Annotated in this window: 13 protein-coding genes and 1 tRNA gene; 5 read left to right on the top strand and 9 right to left on the bottom strand. The window is 72.9% G+C overall.

Annotated features, from left to right (window positions below):
- Positions 1–66 precede the first annotated feature (66 nt).
- Positions 67–1464, bottom strand: a complete 1398-nt coding sequence (locus STRBO_RS0115165) for a GntP family permease (protein ID WP_005485148.1) — start codon at positions 1462–1464, stop codon at positions 67–69.
- 89 nt (positions 1465–1553) lie between these two features.
- Positions 1554–2072, bottom strand: coding sequence for a gluconokinase (locus STRBO_RS0115170; protein ID WP_028796667.1), 519 nt, complete (start codon positions 2070–2072; stop codon positions 1554–1556).
- A 143-nt stretch (positions 2073–2215) separates the two neighbouring features.
- On the opposite strand from STRBO_RS0115170, the gene STRBO_RS0115175 reads away from it, so the two are divergent.
- The gene (locus STRBO_RS0115175; protein ID WP_005485151.1) at positions 2216–2941 is read left to right on the top strand and encodes a FadR/GntR family transcriptional regulator; all 726 of its coding nucleotides are present in this window, start codon (positions 2216–2218) and stop codon (positions 2939–2941) included.
- A 9-nt stretch (positions 2942–2950) separates the two neighbouring features.
- Here the strand turns inward: STRBO_RS0115175 and STRBO_RS0115180 are convergent, their stop codons facing one another.
- The 4 genes from STRBO_RS0115180 to STRBO_RS0115195 form a co-directional block, all read right to left on the bottom strand.
- On the bottom strand, positions 2951–3394 hold the full coding sequence (locus STRBO_RS0115180) for a YchJ family protein (protein ID WP_202499971.1): 444 nt from the start codon (positions 3392–3394) through the stop codon (positions 2951–2953).
- 10 nt (positions 3395–3404) lie between these two features.
- The gene (locus tag STRBO_RS0115185) at positions 3405–4805 is read right to left on the bottom strand and encodes a M1 family metallopeptidase (RefSeq protein WP_028796668.1); all 1401 of its coding nucleotides are present in this window, start codon (positions 4803–4805) and stop codon (positions 3405–3407) included.
- Between the two features lie 77 nt (positions 4806–4882).
- Positions 4883–8758 (bottom strand): Pls/PosA family non-ribosomal peptide synthetase, encoded by a 3876-nt coding sequence (locus tag STRBO_RS0115190; RefSeq protein WP_005485157.1) that lies wholly within the window; start codon positions 8756–8758, stop codon positions 4883–4885.
- A gap of 283 nt (positions 8759–9041) precedes the next feature.
- Positions 9042–9126: transfer RNA gene (locus STRBO_RS0115195), tRNA-Leu, on the bottom strand.
- Between the two features lie 199 nt (positions 9127–9325).
- Between STRBO_RS0115195 and STRBO_RS0115200 the strand changes: the two genes are divergently transcribed.
- The 3 genes from STRBO_RS0115200 (at position 9326) to STRBO_RS0115210 (ending at position 12121) form a co-directional block, all read left to right on the top strand.
- Positions 9326–10651 (top strand): M20/M25/M40 family metallo-hydrolase, encoded by a 1326-nt coding sequence (locus tag STRBO_RS0115200; RefSeq protein WP_020114411.1) that lies wholly within the window; start codon positions 9326–9328, stop codon positions 10649–10651.
- 147 nt (positions 10652–10798) lie between these two features.
- Positions 10799–11032 (top strand): chaplin ChpH, encoded by a 234-nt coding sequence (gene chpH / locus STRBO_RS0115205; protein ID WP_005485162.1) that lies wholly within the window; start codon positions 10799–10801, stop codon positions 11030–11032.
- A gap of 132 nt (positions 11033–11164) precedes the next feature.
- Positions 11165–12121, top strand: coding sequence for a chaplin (locus STRBO_RS0115210; RefSeq protein WP_005485164.1), 957 nt, complete (start codon positions 11165–11167; stop codon positions 12119–12121).
- A gap of 70 nt (positions 12122–12191) precedes the next feature.
- Here the strand turns inward: STRBO_RS0115210 and STRBO_RS0115215 are convergent, their stop codons facing one another.
- Positions 12192–12380: a DUF5703 family protein gene (locus STRBO_RS0115215; RefSeq protein ID WP_005485166.1), complete on the bottom strand. Its 189-nt coding sequence runs from the start codon at positions 12378–12380 to the stop codon at positions 12192–12194.
- Positions 12381–12427: 47 nt separating this feature from the next.
- Between STRBO_RS0115215 and STRBO_RS0115220 the strand changes: the two genes are divergently transcribed.
- The gene (locus STRBO_RS0115220) at positions 12428–13114 is read left to right on the top strand and encodes a hypothetical protein (protein ID WP_005485168.1); all 687 of its coding nucleotides are present in this window, start codon (positions 12428–12430) and stop codon (positions 13112–13114) included.
- 97 nt (positions 13115–13211) lie between these two features.
- Here STRBO_RS0115220 and STRBO_RS0115225 read toward each other — a convergent pair whose 3' ends face one another.
- Complete coding sequence (locus STRBO_RS0115225) at positions 13212–15494, bottom strand: helix-hairpin-helix domain-containing protein (protein WP_005485171.1); 2283 nt, start codon at positions 15492–15494, stop codon at positions 13212–13214.
- On the bottom strand, positions 15491–16474 hold the full coding sequence (locus STRBO_RS0115230) for an aldo/keto reductase (RefSeq protein WP_028796669.1): 984 nt from the start codon (positions 16472–16474) through the stop codon (positions 15491–15493). Before STRBO_RS0115230 ends, STRBO_RS0115225 begins: the two co-directional genes overlap by 4 nt.
- Between the last annotated feature and the right edge of the window lie 60 nt (positions 16475–16534).

Raw genomic sequence — 16534 nt, forward strand, 5'->3', positions numbered from 1 at the left:
CACACGCGGCACCGGCGGCACCGGCGGCACAGGCGCCCCGTGGTGCGGGGCGTACGGGGGGTACGCCTAGATCACCAGCGACAACAGCAGCACGAGCGCCCCCGCCACCACCGAGATGATCGTCTCCATCACCGACCAGGTCTTGATGGTCTGGCCGACGGTCATCCCGAAGTACTCCTTCACCATCCAGAACCCGGCGTCGTTGACATGGCTGAAGAAGAGGGAGCCGGCGCCGATCGCGAGGACCAGCAGGGCCGTGTGCGTGGTCGACATGTCCGCGGCGAGCGGGGCCACCAGCCCCGCCGCCGAGATCGTGGCGACCGTGGCCGAGCCGGTGGCCAGCCGGATCGCCACCGCGATCAGCCAGGCCAGGACGAGCGCGGGGATCGACCAGTCCTCGGAGATCTCCAGGATCATCTGCCCGACCCCGGAGTCGATGAGCGTCTGCTTGAACCCGCCACCGGCGCCGACGATCAGCAGGATGCCCGCGATGGGCGCGAGGGACTTCTCGACCGTCGACCCGAGCCGCTCCTTGGTGAACCCGGCCGCCCGCCCCAGCGTGAACATGCCCACGATCACGGACGCGAGCAGCGCGATCAGCGGCGAGCCGGCCACGTCGAAGACCCGTTGGACCATCTGCTCGGGATCGTCCACGACGATGTCCACCAGCGCCTTGGCCAGCATCAGCACCACCGGCAGCAGCATGGTCGCGATGGTCGCGCCGAACCCCGGCCGCTTCTCCAGCTCCTCCGAGGCGCGCGCGGGGATCATGCGCTCGGGGACGGGCACGTCCACCCAGCGCGCGGCGTACTTCGAGAACAGCGGCCCGGCGATGATCACGGTCGGTATCGCCACCAGCAGCCCCAGCGCCAGCGTGACGCCCAGATCGGCCCGCACCGCGTCGATGGCGACCAGCGGGCCGGGGTGCGGCGGGATCAGTCCGTGCATGACGGACAGACCGGCGAGGGCCGGGATGCCGATGCGCATCAGCGAGTAGTTACCGCGCTTGGCGACCATCAGCACCACCGGGATCAGCAGCACGATCCCGACCTCGAAGAACAGCGGCAGCCCGATCACCGAGGCGATCAGCACCATCGCCCACGGCATCGCCCGCCCGCCGGCCTTCGCGAGGATCGTGTCGACGATCTGGTCGGCGCCGCCCGAGTCGGCCAGCAGCTTGCCGAGAATGGCACCGAGCGCGATGAGTACGCCCACCCCGGCCACGGTCGCCCCGAGCCCGGTGGTGAAGCTCGCGATCGCCTTGTCCAGCGGCGCCCCGGCGAACGCGCCCAGCGCGAGCGAGCCGATGGTCAGCGCCAGGAAGGCGTGCACCTTGAACCTGGTGATGAGCACGACGATCACGGCGATGCCCGCCAGTACGGCTATGCCCAGCTGCGCGTGCCCCGCCGAGGTGATCGGCTCGACGGGGTCCGCTGCCAGCAACTCGACGTCGAGTCCGGTCACGGTGAGTCCTTGAGTGGAGAAGGTGGGGGGAGGGGGGAGGTGAGCAAGGCGAAGAAAGGGGCGGAGGAGGAGGCTGGGCCGCGGCGGCCCTACGACCCGGCCGGGCCGGTCCCCCGCAGCGCGGTGACCGCCCGCTCGGCGATCTCCTCGGGCGAGCCCGACACGTCGACCGCGACACCCGCCTCGTCCGCCTCCAGCGGCTGCAGCGTGGCGAACTGCGAGTCGAGCAGCGCCGTGGGCATGAAATGCCCCTGCCGGTGGGACATGCGGTCCTCGATGAGCGCCCGGTCACCGGCGAGGTGCAGGAAGACCACACCGGGCGCGGCGGCCCGCAGCCGGTCCCGGTACGCGCGCTTCAACGCGGAACAGCTGACCACCCCGCCGAGCCCGTCCCGGCCGTGGGCCCACGCGCCGATGGCGTCCAGCCACGGCCCCCGGTCCGCGTCGTCCAGCGGCGTCCCGGCCGACATCTTGGCGATGTTGGCCTCGGGGTGGAAGTCGTCGCCCTCGGCGTAGGGAACGCCGAGCCGGGCCGCGAGCAGGGGGCCGATCGTGGTCTTCCCGGTCCCCGCCACGCCCATCACCACGACGACATCAGGGGTACGCATCACTACCTCGCTGTCTTCGTCGACATCCGTGACGTCACCCGACGCCGACGACACTGAAGCCCATTAGGTACGACGAATTCAAGCCCTCGACCCGAATAAGTCTGACTTTTTGTCCGCGCTCCCCTCCTCGTACCCTGATCCCCATGAGCACACCGGGCCGGGGGCTGCACGGCCGAGTACTGGAAACCCTCGGACCGGCGATCACAGCGGGCGAGTACCCGCCCGGGAGCGTGCTGCGCACGGACGAACTCGCCCAGAGCTTCGAGGTGTCCCGCTCGGTGATGCGGGAGGCGGTCCGCGTCCTGGAGTCCATGCACCTGGTCGAGTCCCGCCGCCGGGTCGGCGTGATCGTCCGCCCGTCCGCCGAGTGGAACGTCTACGACCCGCAGGTCATCCGCTGGCGCCTGGCCGGCGCGGACCGCCCCCGCCAGCTGCGCTCGCTGACCGTGCTGCGCGGCGCCGTCGAACCGATCGCCGCGGGCCTCGCCGCGCGCCACGCCACGGACGAGCAGTGCGCCGCGATCACCGAGTGCGCCATCGGCATGGTCGCCCACTCACGCGGCCACAAGCTGGAGGGCTACCTCCACCACGACGTCGCCTTCCACCGCCTGATCCTGGACGCCTCCGGCAACGAGATGTTCGCCCGCCTCGGCGACGTCGTCGAGGAGGTCCTCGCCGGCCGCACCCATCACGCCGTCATGTTCCACGACCCCGACCCGGCGGCCGTCACCCTCCATGTCCAGGTCGCCGAGGCCATCCGCGAACACGACGCCTCGCGGGCCGAGCGGCTCACCCGGGAGATCACCGCGGGAGCCCTCCAGGAACTCGACATCCTGGCACCCAACGGCCGCTCCCCGGCCGCCGGTTGACCCGGGGGCCTACTGCGGGAACTCCCCGTCCACATACACCCAGGCCCCGTCCACCCGCTCGAACCGGCTCCGCTCGTGCATCGAGCCGCCCCGGAACGAGGCGCGGAAGGTCACCGTGCCGGTGGTGTGGAAGGCCGAGCCGTCCCGGGTGTCCAGGATCTCCAGACCGGTCCAGCGCATGGTCGTGTCGAAGTCGACCCCGGAGGGCCGCGTCCGGGGATGCCAGCTGCGCAGCAGATACGCCGCGTCCCGCACGACGAACGCGCTGTACCGCGACCGCATCAGCGCCTCGGCGGTCGGCGCGGCCGCGCCGCCGGAGTGATACCGCCCGCAACAGGCCTCGTACGCCGCGGGCAGCCCGCAGGGGCAGGTGCGGGGGACCGGCGAAGGGACCCGTGCGGCACTCTTCGAACCGGCCCTGGAACCACTGCGGCGCGACGACATGGCAGCCATTGTGCCCGCCCTACGCCGACCCCGCGTTCGTCGGCGGATACGGCGGCCGCGCCGGGACCTGGGGGCCCCTGGCGGACGGAGGGTGCGGCGGGGACGGCAGGGGCGGCAGCGCCGGTTCCTGGAGCCACGCCCGGAACAGGGCGTCCAGCGGTCCGTCCGCGTACCGGCCGGCGTGGGCGACGAACCCGGCCGTCGTCACGGCGCCCCCGCGATGGACGGTCGCCCAGCCGCGCAGCATCCGGAAGAACGCGTCGTCGCCGAGCGCGCAGCGCACCGCGTGGACGGTGAGACCGCCGCGCTCGTAGAGCCGGTCGTCGAACATCAGCTTGCGGCCCGGGTCCGCCAGCCGCAGATCCTGGGGGAGCGCGGCGAGCTTCTGGTGCGCCGCACGCGCCAGTTGATGCGCCGTACGCCCGCCGGAGCGCTCCGACCACAACCACTCCGCGTACTTGGCGAACCCCTCGTTCAGCCAGATGTGGCGCCAGTCGGCGAGGGACACGCTGTTGCCGAACCACTGGTGCGCCAGCTCGTGCGCGACCAGCCGCTCCGAACCCCGCGCCCCGTCCACGTGGTTGGCGCCGAACAGCGACAACCCCTGTGCCTCGACCGGGACATCGAGCTCCTCCTCGGTCACCACGACCGCGTACTCCCCGAACGGGTAGGGCCCGAAAAGCTCCTCGAACAGCTCCATCATGGCGGGCTGCCGCGCGAAGTCCCGCGAGAACTCCGTGAGGAGCTGGGCGGGGATATGCCCGTGCTGCGGCACCCCGCCGGGCCTCGGGTCGCCCAGCAGCACCGTCTGGTACCGGCCGATCGACAGGCCGACCAGATAGCTCGACGTCGGCGCCGACTGCTCGTACACCCACGTCGTCGTGGACGCCTTCGCCGTACGGGTGAGCAGCCGCCCGCCCGCCACCACCTGGTACGCGGACGGCGTCGTGATCGAGATCTGGTACGAGGCCTTGTCGGCGGGCCGGTCGTTGCACGGATACCAGGACGGCGCCCCGACCGGCTGGCTCGCCACCAGCGCCCCGTCCGTCAGCTCCTCCCAACCCAGCCCGCCCCAGGGGCTGTTCACCGGCTTGGGGTTGCCCGACCAGTGGACCTCGATCGTGAACGCGGCCCCCGGCCGGATCGGCTTCGCGGGCCGCAGGCGCAACCGGCCGCCCCGGTGCGTGTAGTGCGGCGCCCGGCCGTCCACCCGTACCCGGCCGATCTTGAAGTCGGCGAGGTTCAGCTGGAACTCGGCGAGCGCGGACCGGCCCGCTATGGCGTTGAGCCGCGCCGTGCCCGACAACCGGTTCGGCCCCGGCCGGTAGTCCACAGCCAGCTCGTACCGATGCACCCGGTAACGGGCATCACCGTTCGCCGGGAAGTACGGGTCCGGACCCACTGACTGCTGAACCGCCACTGCCGCTTCTGCTCCCCGCTGCGCTCTCGTACGACGTCCATCGTCCCCCGGGTCTCCCGACGCCGCACGAGCCGCACTCAGCGGCGCCATGCCTCGATCGGGTTGCCCAGCCACCGGGTGTCGTCGGGAACGGACTCCGCGGCCATGACCAGCGACGCCGGCCCCAGCGTGGTGCGGGCCCCGACCACGCTGCCGGGCAGGACGATTCCGCCCGGGCCCAGAGTGGCGCCCTCACGGAGTTCAACAGTATCCGTCCGCAAGATCCGGTCGTGGAAGAGGTGGGTCTGGAGCACACACCCCCGGTTCACCGTCGCCCCGTCGCCGAGCGTGACGAGGTCGGGCTCGGGTAGCCAGTAACTCTCCACCCACACCCCTGTGCCGATGGTCGCCCCGAGCCCGCGCAGCCACACGTTCAGCACCGGCGTGCCCGGCACCGACCCGGCCAGCCACGGCACGGCCAGCACCTCCACGAAGGTGTCCGCCAGCTCGTTGCGCCACACGAAACCGCTCCACAGCGGATGTTCACCGGTGCGGTGCCGCCCCACGAGCAGCCACTTCGCGAGGACCGAGAGCACACATCCGAAGGCCCCGGCCTCCAGCAGCACGAGCCCGCCCAGCGGCCACGCCCAGCCGCCCAGCGCGCTCAGCGCCGCCACCGTCAGCAGCGCGAGACCCGCCGAGCAGAACACCGGCACGATCCGGCACAGCTCCACCAGCGCCCGCGCCCACAGCAGCCGCGCGGGCGGCTCGTACGTCAGGCTCTGGTCACCGTCCGCGGCCGACCGGGGCAGCCTGACCGGCGGCAGCCCCAGATACGAGCTGCCCTTCTTGGCCTTCTTCGGCGTCGCCGACAGCACACCCACCAGACCGCCGTCCGGCACGGACCGTCCCGGCGCGGTCATCCCGGAGTTCCCGAGGAACGCCCGCCGCCCGATCTGCGCCCGCCCGATCCGCAGCCACCCGCCGCCCAGCTCGTACGGCGCGGTCAGCGTGTCGTCCGCGAGGAACGCCCCGTCGCCGACCGTCGTCAGACTCGGCAGCGCCAGGACGGTGGACACCTCGGCGCCCTTGCCGATCCGCATCCCCAGCAGCCGCAGCCACACCGGCGTCACCAGCCCCGCGTACAGCGGGAACAGCGTCTGCCGCGACCGGTCCATGAGCTGCGTGACCGTCCACGCCTGCCACCCGACCCGGCTGTGCGTGGGATGTGTGCCCTCCCGCAGCCCGAGGCTCAGCAGCCGTACGGCCACGAGCAGCAGCAGCGCGTACGCGGCCCCGAACGCGAGCGTGGCCGGCACCAGCCCCAGCGCCCCGCCCCGGAGAGCCGCGCCGAGCCCCGCGTCCGGCGCCACGAACAGGCCCAGCACGGCCAGCGCGGCGATCCCGGCGAGCACCGGCAGCGCCGTCAGCCCGAAGCCCGTTACGCCGTACGACACCCGCCAGAACAGGCCTCGCTGCGGCCGCTCCTTGGGCCAGTTCCGCTTCGCCTTGCCCAGCTTCACCGCCGGCGCGCCGGCCCAGCGCTGCCCGGTGGGAACCTGCCCGGCCACCGCCGACCCCGGCGCCACCTCGGCCCGCTTGCCGACCCTGGCCCCCGGCAGCAGCATGCTCCGCGTCCCGACGACCGCGCCGGCACCCACCTTGACGGTCCCGATCTCCAGCCGGTCCCCGTCGAGCCAGTACCCGGAGAGATCCACCTCGGACTCCACGGCCGCGCCCCGTCCGAGCTTCAGCAGCCCGGTCACCGGCGGCAGCGCGTGCAGGTCCACATCGGCGCCGATCCTGGCACCCAGCGCCCGCGCGTACCGCTCCAGCCACACCCCGGTCAGCGAGGTCGCCCCGCTGAACTCGGCCAGCCGCTCGGCCGCCCACAGCCGCAGATGCACGCTCCCGCCGCGCGCGTACCGCCCGGGCGTCACCCCGCGCAGCAGCAGCCGCGCCCCGCCCGCCGCGACCGCCAGCCGCCCCGGCGGGGTGTACAACAGCACCGCCCCCACCGCCACGGCCCACCAGGGCGCGGTCGGCAGCCAGGCGTACGGCCCGAGCAGGTTGCCGAGCGCGGTCAGCGGGACGATCCACCGCAGCCCGAGCAGCGTGAACAGCGGCACGAGCAGCAGGAGCTGGACGAACCGCGCCCGCACGGGCACCGGCTCCACCGCCCGGCGCGTACCCTCCTCCTCGCCCGACGCCTCCAGGTACCGGGCCAGCTTCCGCAGGGTCGGCCGCTGGTAGATGTCCACCACGGCGACGCTCGGGTACCGGGTCCGCAACCGGGTCGTCAGCTGCGCGGCCGCCAGGCTGCCACCGCCGATCGCGAAGAAGTCGTCACCCGCGCCGCCGACCGCGATGCCCAGCACCTGCGTCCACTGCTCGGCGAGCCACGCCTCGGTCCCGTACAGCTCCTCGACCGGCCCGGCGCTCTCCGGCTCCGCGAGCGGCCACGGCAGGGCGTCGCGGTCCACCTTCCCCGAGGTCCGGGTCGGCAGCTCCGCCACCGGTGCCAGCAGCGGCACCAACGCGGCCGGCAGCTCCGCCCGCAGCTGCTCCACGGCCGCCGCCCGGTCCCACCCGTCCTGGGTGACCACATAGCCGACCAGCAGCTGGTTCCCGCTCCGCGCGGTCCGTACGGCGGCAGCGGCGCCCGCGGCGCCGGGCAGCGCCTGGAGCGCGGCGTCGACCTCGCCCAGCTCGATCCGCCGCCCGCCGAGCTTGACCTGCTCGTCCGCCCGCCCGAGGAAGACCAGCCCCTCCGGTTCGGCCTTCACCAGGTCGCCGCTGCGATAGGCGCGCTCCCAGCCCAGCGACGTGAGCGGCGCGTACTTCTCCGCGTCCTTCTCGGCGTCGAGGTACCGCGCGAGGCCCACGCCACCGATCACGAGCTGCCCGCTGCCGCCCATCGGCACGGGCTCCCCGGCCTCGTCGACGACGGCCAGCTCCCATCCGTCCAGCGGCAGCCCGATCCGGATCGGCTCCTCGCCGGACATCAGCGAGGCGCAGGCGACGACGGTGGCCTCGGTCGGCCCGTAGGTGTTCCAGACCTCGCGGCCCTCCGTCACCAGCCGCTGCGCCAGCTCCGGCGGACAGGCCTCACCACCGAAGATCAGCAGCCGTACGTCGTTCAGGGTCTCGGACTCCCACAGCGCGGCCAGCGTCGGCACGGTGGAGACGACCGTGATCTCCTGCTCGACCAGCCACGGCCCCAGATCGGCACCGCTCCTGACCTGCGAGCGCGGCACCGGCACCAGACAGGCCCCGTACCGCCAGGCCAGCCACATCTCCTCGCAGGACGCGTCGAAGGCCACGGACAGCCCGGCCATCACCCGGTCCCCGGGCCCGATGGGCTCCTCGGCCAGGAACAGCGCCGCCTCGGCGTCCACGAACGCGGCGGCGCTGCGATGGCTCACGGCCACGCCCTTGGGCTTCCCCGTCGACCCGGAGGTGAAGATGATCCACGCGTCGTGCTCGACCCCGGGCCGGGCGGCGGGGGAGTCGCACGCGCCGGTGACGGTCAGTTCGTGCCCGGCCCCGACGACGGCCCGCACCTCCGCCTCGCCGAACACCAGCTTGGCCCGCTCGTCGGGGTCCTCGGCGTCGACGGGCACATAGGCGGCCCCGGCCGCGAGCACCGCGAGGATCGCGACGTACAGGTCGTTCGTGCCGGACGGCACCCGCACCCCGACCCGGTCCCCGAGCCCGACCCCGGCCGCCCCCAGACGCTGCCGCAGGTGCTCCACCTCGACCGCCAGCGCCCTATAGCTGAGCCGCCGGCTGCCGTCGTCCAGCGCCGGCTCGTCCGGATAGGACCGCACGGACGCCTCGAAGACGTCCACGAGCGTGCGCGGGGAGGCCGCCGGGCCGGCCGAGAAGAGTGCCGCTCCGCCGAATCCTCCGGCTCCCTGCGCCAGCTCCCCGTCGAGCAGCGTGAGGTCAGGACTCTCGTACACGGCGGCCATCGGATCCTCGCCTCTCGAACCCGGACCATCCGGGGGCGCCGACGGGCCCGCAGGTCTGCCTGGGGATATTTCCGTATCGACACCGAACAAGCCCAATACTCTAGTGCTCGGGTGACTACGGCCTGTCGTGTCGGCCAAGCGGGGGCGTCCACCGGGTGGCCCGGAGGGGCAAGGGGACGGGCCGTGACCTGGGGTTTTCCTGGTGGGGGGAGATGTCGCCCACATTTCGTCAGTCTCACGCGACGAAGGCCACGACCTGATGGTCGCGGCCTTCGCCCCTGTGTGTCCGAGGGGGGACTTGAACCCCCACGCCCGATAAAGGGCACTAGCACCTCAAGCTAGCGCGTCTGCCATTCCGCCACCCGGACAAGGTGTCTGTCGCGCGGGGTTCCCCCCGTGGCGACGAAGGAAACATTACCAGGCTTTCCGGAGCCCCCGATCACGCCCCGTCCCCGGGCGGCCGGGTGTGAACGGCGTGTGACCCGGCCGGTCCCGGTCTTGGGGCGAGTGGTGGGGCAGGAGGAGGATGAGGGCGAACCACCAGCAGCGACAGCGGGAGGAACCAGCGTGAACGAGACGGACACGGGCAGGCGCGTGACCGGCGAGGACGAGGTCGTCGACCTCTGCCGCGAGCTGATCCGGATCGACACCAGCAACTTCGGCGACCACTCGGGCCCGGGGGAGCGCAAGGCCGCCGAGTATGTCGCCGAGAAGCTGGCCGAGGTCGGGCTGGAGCCGCGGATCTTCGAGTCGCACCCGGGCCGCGCGTCGACGGTGGCCCGGATCGAGGGGGAGGACCCCTCGCGGCCCGCGCTGCTCATCCACGGCCACACCGACGTCGTGCCGGCCAACGCGGTGGACTGGACCCACCACCCGTTCTCCGGTGAGGTCGCGGACGGCTGTGTCTGGGGCCGGGGCGCCGTCGACATGAAGGACATGGACGCGATGACCCTGGCGGTCGTCCGCGACCGGCTGCGCAGCGGCCGCAAGCCTCCGCGCGACATCGTGCTCGCCTTCCTCGCGGACGAGGAGGCCGGCGGCACGTACGGGGCCAAGCACCTCGTCAAGAACCACGCCGACCTCTTCGAGGGCGTCACCGAGGCGATCAGCGAGGTCGGCGGGTTCTCGTTCACCGTCAACGAGCAGCGGCGGCTCTATCTGATCCAGACGGCCGAGAAGGGCATGCACTGGATGAAGCTCACCGTGGCCGGTACCGCCGGGCACGGGTCGATGATCCACCGTGACAACGCCATCACCGAGCTGTCGGAGGCGGTCGCCCGGCTCGGCCGCCACCAGTTCCCGGTGCGGGTCACCAAGACCACCCGGGCCTTCCTCGACGAACTCGGCGACGCGCTCGGCACCGAACTCGACCCGGAGGACATGGAGGGCACCCTCGCCAGGCTCGGCGGCATCGCCAAGCTGATCGGCGCGACCCTGCGCAACACCGCCAACCCCACCCAGCTCGGCGCCGGCTACAAGGTCAACGTCATCCCGGGCGAGGCCACCGCGCACGTCGACGGGCGTTTCCTGCCCGGGTTCGAGGAGGAGTTCCTCGCCGACCTGGACAAGATCCTCGGCCCGAAGGTGCGGCGCGAGGACGTGCACTCCGACAAGGCGCTGGAGACGTCCTTCGACGGGGCGATCGTCGACGCCATGCAGTCGGCGCTGCTCGCCGAGGACCCGGCCGCGCAGGCGGTGCCCTACATGCTCTCCGGCGGTACGGACGCCAAGTCCTTCGACGACCTCGGCATCCGGGGCTTCGGCTTCGCGCCGCTGAAGCTACCGCCGGAGCTGGACTTCGCGGGCATGTTCCACGGTGTCGACGAGAGGGTGCCGGTGGACGGCCTGAAATTCGGGGTGCGCGTCCTCGACCGTTTCATCGACGCGTCCTGACGTGAACGGGGCGCATTATTCGGCAGCGCGTACGAAGACCGACCAGGTCGAGTGAATCGGACCATAAGCTCGTAGCTCCAATGGATTCTCCTCGTTACAGGTGGTGTGACTCGCTACTTGGGGTCGCTTTGCCTACAAGGAGGAATAATGCTCAAGAAGGTCGTCGCCGCTGCGGCAGCCACCGGTGGTCTGGTTCTCGCGGGCGCGGGTCTGGCCGTTGCCGACGCCGGGGCCCAGGGTGCCGCGATCGGCTCCCCGGGTGTCGCGTCCGGCAATGTCGTCCAGGTGCCGGTTCACGTCCCCGTGAACGTGTGCGGCAACACGATCTCGGTGATCGGGCTGCTGAACCCCGCCTTCGGCAACACCTGCATCAACAAGTGACGTTGTGCCTCACCACGTGAGGGTCTGAAATAACCGTCGGCCCCGGAGTGCGCGCCATGCACTCCGGGGCCGTCCGGTATCCCGGCAAGGTGTAAAAGATCAGAACACAGGGCTAAGGCAGGTAATTCAGCAATGCGACAGGTCACCCGCAAAGGCCTCATGACGGTGGCGGCCGCGTCCGGTGTGCTCGCCGCGGCGGGCGGTGCCGCGCACGCCGACGCCGGTGCGCAGGGCTCCGCCACCCACTCGCCCGGCGTGCTCTCCGGCAACACCGTGCAGGCTCCGGTGGAGACCGAGGTCAACGTCTGCGGCAACACGGTGAGCGTGGTCGGACTGCTCAACCCGGCAGCGGGCAACAAGTGTTCCAACGGCGGAGGCGGCAAGCACGCACGCGGCGGCCAGGGCGGCGGCGGTCACGGTTCGTCGTACGGCGGCTCCCAGGCCGGCGGTCACGCCGGTGACTCGCCGGGCGTGGCCTCCGGCAACCACGTCCAGGCTCCGGTGCACATTCCGGTCAACGTGTGCGGCAACAGCGTCGACGTGGTCGGCGTCGGCAACCCGGCCACCGGCAACGACTGCTCGAACGGCGGTGGTGGTGGCGGTTACGGCGACCACGGCCACGGCGGTCCCGGTTCGTCCCACGGCGGCTCCCACGCGGACGGTCACACCGGCGGCTCGCCGGGCGTGGGCTCCGGCAACAGCGTGCAGGTGCCCATCGACGTGCCGGTCAACGTGTGCGGCAACAACATCGGCGTGATCGGTATCGGCAACGGGGTCACGGGCAACGACTGCGGGAACTCGGGCGGCGGAGGGCCGCACGAGAACCCGGGCGGTGGCCACCAGAACCCGCCGGGCGACTCCGAGGAGGAGTCCCCGCAGACACCGGGCAAGCCGGGCAAGCCCGGTGGTGAGGTCCCCGGCGGTGACACCAACCACCCGGGCACGCAGACCGTCACCCAGCCCGACGGTGCCGCGCAGCTCGCCCAGACCGGCGGCGACCTGCCGCTGGGGCTCGTCCTCCCGGTGGGCGCGGGCGCACTGATCGGGGGCGCCCTGATCTACCGCAAGGCGCGGGCGGCCGCTCTGTAACCCGACCCGGCCGACGGCGAACGGAGCGGGCCCCGCACCAGCGGGGCCCGCTCCGTTCCGCTCCGCCCGCTCACCAGGTGGCGCGTACCTGGCGGATGATCCGTCGGCGCAACCGCACCCTGCGGCTGCCGTCACGCAGCAGGCTCAGTCGGTCCAACTCCCAGTGTCCGTACTCGGCATGGTCCGTCAGCAGACGTGTGGCGTCCTTGCGGGAAACGCCGCGCGGTACGTACACGTCGACAAATTCGTATTCCGGCATCGCATCTATTGTGCGGGCTGGGGCCCGGTACGGATAGCGTCTGCACTATGTCTGATGCTGCGCAGCCCACCGCTGCCGAGGTACGCGCCGCCGCCGAGGCGGTCAAGACCGCGCTCGACCGCCACCTGGCCGCGGTCGAACGCCGGTCGGGGGAGGACGACCCGGCCGTCTACGAGGCGTTCAACGAGCTGGCCGCGGCCGCCGAGGAGTACGACGAACTGCTCTACGACCGCTACGACGAGGTCACTCCCTTCGAGATCCCCGGCACCGAGGACATGCCGCCGTACACCGGCCCCGGGGAACCCGGCGCGCTCAGCGTGATGATCCGCCGGGACTACACGGTGGCCGAGCCGCAGCGGCTGCTGGCCCAGGCCCAGCGGGTGGAGGCGGCGGAGGAGCCGGTCGGCTCCGACGGTCCGGGGCGCACGGTGCACGGTGCGCTGGGTCTGCTGTTCGGCGAGTTCGAGCCGGACGAGATCGCCTCCCGGCACAAGGAGTTCGGCCTGGAGGAGGGGGACTCCACGCTCTGGGTGACCGCCGCGGACGACACCGCCGAACCCGGCGAGTGGCTGGAGGCGCCCTTCGAAGGGGTCGATCCGCAGAGGGTCGTCTGCCGCTTCGACGTCAGCGCGGTCTTCGACGACGAGCCGGACGACGACCTGGACGACGACCTCGCGCTGGAACCGGATCTCGGGGACGACGAGGAGCTGGAACCGCTGGACGCCGATCGCTGACGCGGGGCTCCCGACGTCGTGCGCCCGGTGGCCCGGGGCAGGCGGGCGCCGGCGCGCACCCGCCCCGGTCCCGGCCCGCCCCTCGTCGCCGGCGCGGTCAGCCGGCCGCAGGCACCTGGGCCTTCAGCAGTGCCGGGAGCCGGGTCGTGCGCGGCTTCGCCGGTACCTCGGCGACCGCGTGGGGCAGGGCCTGCTCCACACCGTGCACCACCGACAGATGCCGCTCGGCGCGACCGAAGGCCGTGTAGACCCAGGGCCGGCTCAGCGCCTGCGCCGCGTCACCCGGCAGCACCACGACCGCGGCCGGCCACCGGTGCCCCACGGCCTGGTGCGCGGTGAGCGCCCACCCGTGCCGCACGCTCTGCTCGACCCGCTCCTTCGGCACGACGACGGCGGTGCCCGCGCACTCCAGATGCAGCCCCTCGGCGTCGGCCCGCACCACCCGTCCCGGCGTCGAACGGCCCGGCGCGGGGGAGTACGCCACGCGGTCGCCCGGGTCGAACCCGCCGAAGCGGCCCGGCCCCGGGTTCAGCCGCTCCTTGAGCGCGGTGTTGAGCGCACGCGTGCCGGCCGCCCCACCATGCCCGGTTGTGATCACCTGCACCTGCTCGGCGGGGATCCCGAACGCCCTCGGCACCGAGTCCACGACCAGCTGCGCGGTCCTGTGCACCGCCTCGCCCGCGTCCCGCACCGGCACGATCACCACCTCCCTGCCGGGCGCGTCGACCTGGTTCAGCTCCCCGATCCCGATTCCCGAGACCAGCTCGCCGACGGGGCCGGGGTCGGGTGTCCGCGAGGCGACCTGTGGGCAGGCACGGGCGGCGAGCAGGTCCGCGAAGACCCGGCCCGGCCCGGCGGACCACAGCACCCCCGGGTCGCCGCTGAGCACCAACCGGGCCCCGTCGGGCAGCGACTCGGCGAGCAGCGCGGCGGTCTCGACGTCCAGCTGGGGCGCGTCCAGCACCACGAGCAGGTCGAGGTCGAGGGCGCCTTCCCGGTCCCGGCCGGGGCCCTCGACGCCGGAGAGCAGCCCGGCCAGGGTCGTCACGGCGGCGGGTTCGACGCCCTCGGCCCCGGCCGATCCCTCGACGGCCGCTCCCTCGCCGCTGGCCGGCCCGGAGGCGAGGCGCCGCCTTCCGTCCGCGCTGTGTGTCGCCGCGTACGCCTTCAGTCCGAGCGCCCGAGCGGCCGTGACCAGCGCCGCCGGTTCCGCGCGGGCCGCCTCGCCGCCGGTGTGGAGCACCAGCCCGTGTCCGGCGACGGCGCGGATCAGCTCCGCCGCCGACCGCGGTGCCGAGGCCGCCGCCGAGGCCCAGTTGGCCGTGTCGTCCTTGGCCAGGGAGTTCATGACGCGGGCGAGTCCGTCGGCGAGGCTCTCCTCGGCGAGGGCGTACCGCTCCAGACCGATGAGGACACGCACCGGGCGCTCCTGATCAGCTTCGTCGCCCTCGGCGTCGTCGGCCGGGGGCGCGGACCGGGCCGCGGTCGGGGCGTCGTCGAGCGCGTCCTGGAAGACCAGGGCCTCGCCCTCGGCGACCGTGCTCCGGACGGCCTCGTCGGGGTCGGGCACGGAGTACCGGGCGAGCGCGGCGGCCAGCGCCGGGGCCTCCAGCGCCGTGTGCCCGGCGACGGCCGCCTGCTCCAGCAGCCACACGGTGACCGCCCGGCCCCGCCGCTCGTCGTCAGGGCCGCACTCGGCGCCGAGCAGAGCCCGCGCGAAACCGTCGGCCTGCTCCGGCCGCACCCCCGCCACCCGCAGCAACTGCCAGGGGTCCTCGCGCAGTCGAGCGCCGGCGCCCTCGCCGAGTGCCTCGGCGACCTGTGCCGCAAGCGCAACGGGGGCACCGCCCGCGGCCAGCACCGCGCGCACGTCCTCGACGGTCTCGCCCGAAGGAGCGGGCGCACCACCCGAGGACGCCATCGGTTCCGGTCGCCGCACGGGCTCCGGCGCCGGCCGGCGCGGAGCCGGCGCGGGCTCGGCGAAGGCGCCGGCCGTGGGCTTCTGCCCGCCCTCCACCGCCCGTACGGCGGCCAGCAGATCGGCGGCCGACCCACTGAGCTTGACCCCGCTGGTGATCGGCGCCTTCTTCTCCGCCTTGCGTCGCTCGATCCGCTCCCGCTCCAGCCGCTGGGCCGCCAACTCGGCCTGGGCCTCGGAGGTCTCGGGTGCGGCTTCGCCGTCGCCGGCGACGGCCTCGGCGGAACCCTCGGCGCCGCCGTCGCCCGAGCCGTCCCCCTCGTCCCCCTCCTGCGGCGTCGCCGTGACCGCGGCGTCCCGGTCCTCGGGCGTGCCGCCGGGCGCGTCGGTGCCGTCGGCGGGCGTCCCGTCGCCCCGTCCCCCCGGCTCGTCCGGCTCCGTGGTCGCGGGCTCCGTGCTCACAGCGTGCTCCAGTCGTGATCGGGATAGCGGTGCACGGGCGCCGACACGTCGTCGAGAGCCCGGCAGATCTCGTCAGGAAGACTAAGGCTCTCCACTGACAGTGCCCCCGTGAGCTGCAGCGCGTTGCGCGCGCCGACGATGGGCGCGGCCACGCCGGGCCGGTCGCGGACCCAGGCGAGGGCCACCTGGATCGGGGTCACCGCGAGGCCGTCCGCCGCCGTCTGCACCGCGTCCACGATGCTGGTCGCTGTGTCGTCGAGGTAGGGCGCGACGAACGGGGCCATGTGCTCCGAGCCGCCCCGTGAGTCCGGGGGCGTGATGTGGCGGTACTTGGCGGTCAGCACTCCCCGGCCCAGGGGGGAGGACGGGAGCAGACCGATGCCCAGGTCCAGTGCGGCGGGCAGCACCTCGCGCTCGACGCCGCGCTGCAGCAGGGAGTACTCCAGCTGCGTACTGGCCAGGCGGGTGCGTATGCCGGGGGCCGCGAGCTGCCAGGTGGCGGCCTTCGCGAGCTGCCAGCCGCAGAAGTTGGAGACCCCGGCGTAACGGGCCCGGCCGCTGCTGACAGCCAGGTCGAGGGCCTGGAGCGTTTCGTCCAGCGGGGTTTCGGGGTCGTAGGCGTGGATGTGCCAGACGTCGACGTAGTCCGTGCCGAGGCGGGCGAGGGAGGCGTCGAGGGCGGCGAGAAGATGGCCGCGCGAGCCGTCGAAGCGGCGGTCGGGGTCCGGGACGCTGCCGGCCTTCGTGGAGATGACGAGGTCGCGGCGGGGCACCAGTCCGTCCATCAACTGACCCAGCAGGTACTCCGCCTCGCCGTCCCCGTACACGTCGGCGGTGTCGACCAGGCTGCCGCCCGCCTCCCAGAACAGCTTCAACATGTCCGCGGCGTCGTGCTCGTCCGTGTCGCGGCCCCATGTCAGGGTGCCGAGCCCGATCCGGGACACACGCAGGCCGGTACGGCCGAGATGCCTCTGCTCCATGAACGGCGACATTACTGGCCGGAGTTCCCCACGTGGGGGCCTGTGGACAACCGATTTGCG

Origin of the sequence: Streptomyces bottropensis ATCC 25435 (assembly GCF_000383595.1) — a bacterium.
Lineage (GTDB): Bacteria > Actinomycetota > Actinomycetes > Streptomycetales > Streptomycetaceae > Streptomyces > Streptomyces bottropensis.

Coding starts and splice junctions, on each gene's coding strand:
- STRBO_RS0115170 (WP_028796667.1), bottom strand. CDS start 2,072: ATGCGTACCCCTGATGTCGTCGTGGTGATGGGCGTGGCGGGGACCGGG.
- STRBO_RS0115175 (WP_005485151.1), top strand. CDS start 2,216: ATGAGCACACCGGGCCGGGGGCTGCACGGCCGAGTACTGGAAACCCTC.
- STRBO_RS0115180 (WP_202499971.1), bottom strand. CDS start 3,394: ATGGCTGCCATGTCGTCGCGCCGCAGTGGTTCCAGGGCCGGTTCGAAG.
- STRBO_RS0115190 (WP_005485157.1), bottom strand. CDS start 8,758: ATGGCCGCCGTGTACGAGAGTCCTGACCTCACGCTGCTCGACGGGGAG.
- chpH (WP_005485162.1), top strand. CDS start 10,799: ATGCTCAAGAAGGTCGTCGCCGCTGCGGCAGCCACCGGTGGTCTGGTT.
- STRBO_RS0115210 (WP_005485164.1), top strand. CDS start 11,165: ATGCGACAGGTCACCCGCAAAGGCCTCATGACGGTGGCGGCCGCGTCC.
- STRBO_RS0115215 (WP_005485166.1), bottom strand. CDS start 12,380: ATGCCGGAATACGAATTTGTCGACGTGTACGTACCGCGCGGCGTTTCC.
- STRBO_RS0115220 (WP_005485168.1), top strand. CDS start 12,428: ATGTCTGATGCTGCGCAGCCCACCGCTGCCGAGGTACGCGCCGCCGCC.
- STRBO_RS0115230 (WP_028796669.1), bottom strand. CDS start 16,474: ATGGAGCAGAGGCATCTCGGCCGTACCGGCCTGCGTGTGTCCCGGATC.